General features: G+C 69.3%; 2 protein-coding genes. Both read right to left on the bottom strand.

Annotated elements, in window-relative coordinates:
• Positions 1–520, bottom strand: a 520-nt coding sequence (locus ACFWPJ_RS32715) for an ABC transporter permease (protein WP_378857368.1), incomplete at its 3' end; no start/stop codon positions are given.
• The gene (locus tag ACFWPJ_RS32710) at positions 517–1,293 is read right to left on the bottom strand and encodes an ABC transporter ATP-binding protein (RefSeq protein ID WP_378857366.1); all 777 of its coding nucleotides are present in this window, start codon (positions 1,291–1,293) and stop codon (positions 517–519) included. The genes ACFWPJ_RS32715 and ACFWPJ_RS32710, both read right to left, overlap by 4 nt.
• Positions 1,294–1,455: the final 162 nt, after the last annotated feature.

Here is a 1,455-nt window from a genome sequence, read left to right as displayed (position 1 = left end):
GACAGCCCTTGGACGGGATGAGCACCTTGGTCTTGTCGCCGACCCGCAGCCCGGCCTTCTCGGCGCCCGTGGTGTTGAGCGCGATCTCGTTCGGCTGGTCGGGCGCGGCACCGGCGACGAACGTGTTCGGCTCTTCGACCGACTTGTCCGGCGGCAGGTAGGACAGGCCGAAACTCGGTGCGCCACCGGTCTGCACGGCCTTCTTGCCGTCGGGTTCGAGCAGCACCACCGGACCGTTGACGGCCGGGGCGACGCGGTCGACGCCCTCGGTCTTGGCCAGCGCGTCCACGATATTGGTCGGCACGCCCAGCGACTGCCGGTCCTTGGGGCCGACGCGCACGTCGACGCCCTGGGCCTGGCCTTCGAAGATGCCGTCGAAGGTGCGCTGCAAGGTGTCGGTGAAGACGAACGAGCCGGAGATGAAGGCGGTGCCCAGCACCACCGACAGCAGGGTCAACGCCAGCCGCACCTTGTGCGCGGCGAGATTGCGCAAGGCGACCTTGCGCATGGGGTTATTCATCGGGTCTCCAGCGCCTTCATCCGGTCGAGGATGGAATCCTGGGTCGGATCGCGCAGCTCGTCGACGATGCGGCCGTCGGCCAGGAACACGACGCGGTCGGAGTAGGCGGCCGCGCGCGGGTCGTGGGTGACGATCACGACGGTCTGCCCGAACTCGTCGACCGAGGCGCGCAGGATCGCCAGCACCTCACCGGAGGAATGCGAGTCCAGGTTGCCGGTCGGCTCGTCGCCGAAGATGATCTCCGGCTTGCCGACCAGGGCGCGGGCGCACGCGACGCGCTGCTGCTGGCCGCCGGACAGTTCGGAGGGCCGGTGCTCGAGGCGGTCGCCGAGGCCGAGGCGCTTGACGACGGTGTCTAGCCATTCCTGGTCGACCTTGCGGCCCGCGATGTCGAGCGGGAGGGTGATGTTCTCCAGCGCGGTCAGCGTCGGCACCAGGTTGAACGCCTGGAAGACGAACCCGATCCGGTCGCGGCGCAGCGCGGTCATCTGCTTGTCGGACAGCCCGGTCAGCGGGGTGTCGCCGATGCGGACATGGCCCTCGCTCGCGCTGTCGAGACCGGCCAGGCAGTGCATCAACGTCGACTTGCCCGAACCGGAGGGCCCCATGATCGCGGTGAACTCCCCCTTCGCGAAGTCAGCCGACACCCCGTCCAAGGCCTTGACCTGTGTGTCTCCCGATCCATACAACTTGACCAGGTCCTGCGCGGCGGCCGCGATCTCGGTGGCGGCCGCCGCGTCGACGGCCTCGGTGCCCATGGCGTGCGAAGTCATGGTGTCCAGTCTGTCTGCCGACCGGTCAGCGCGCCATCCGGAATCCCCCCGATACCTAACTGATGACCCAGTCGAAGGCCGCGGCCGTCGCGCGCGCCCCTTCCGCGGGGCGGGGACGAGTGGGTTGGCCGAGGTCGGCGAGCAGAGCCGCGGTGAGGGCCC

It is taken from the genome of Nocardia sp. NPDC058497, assembly GCF_042720195.1.
Classification (GTDB): domain Bacteria; phylum Actinomycetota; class Actinomycetes; order Mycobacteriales; family Mycobacteriaceae; genus Nocardia.
Note: the sequence above shows the minus strand (reverse complement) of the source record. Positions and strands in the feature narration are given on the sequence as shown.

Coding starts and splice junctions, on each gene's coding strand:
- ACFWPJ_RS32710 (WP_378857366.1), bottom strand. CDS start 1,293: ATGACTTCGCACGCCATGGGCACCGAGGCCGTCGACGCGGCGGCCGCC.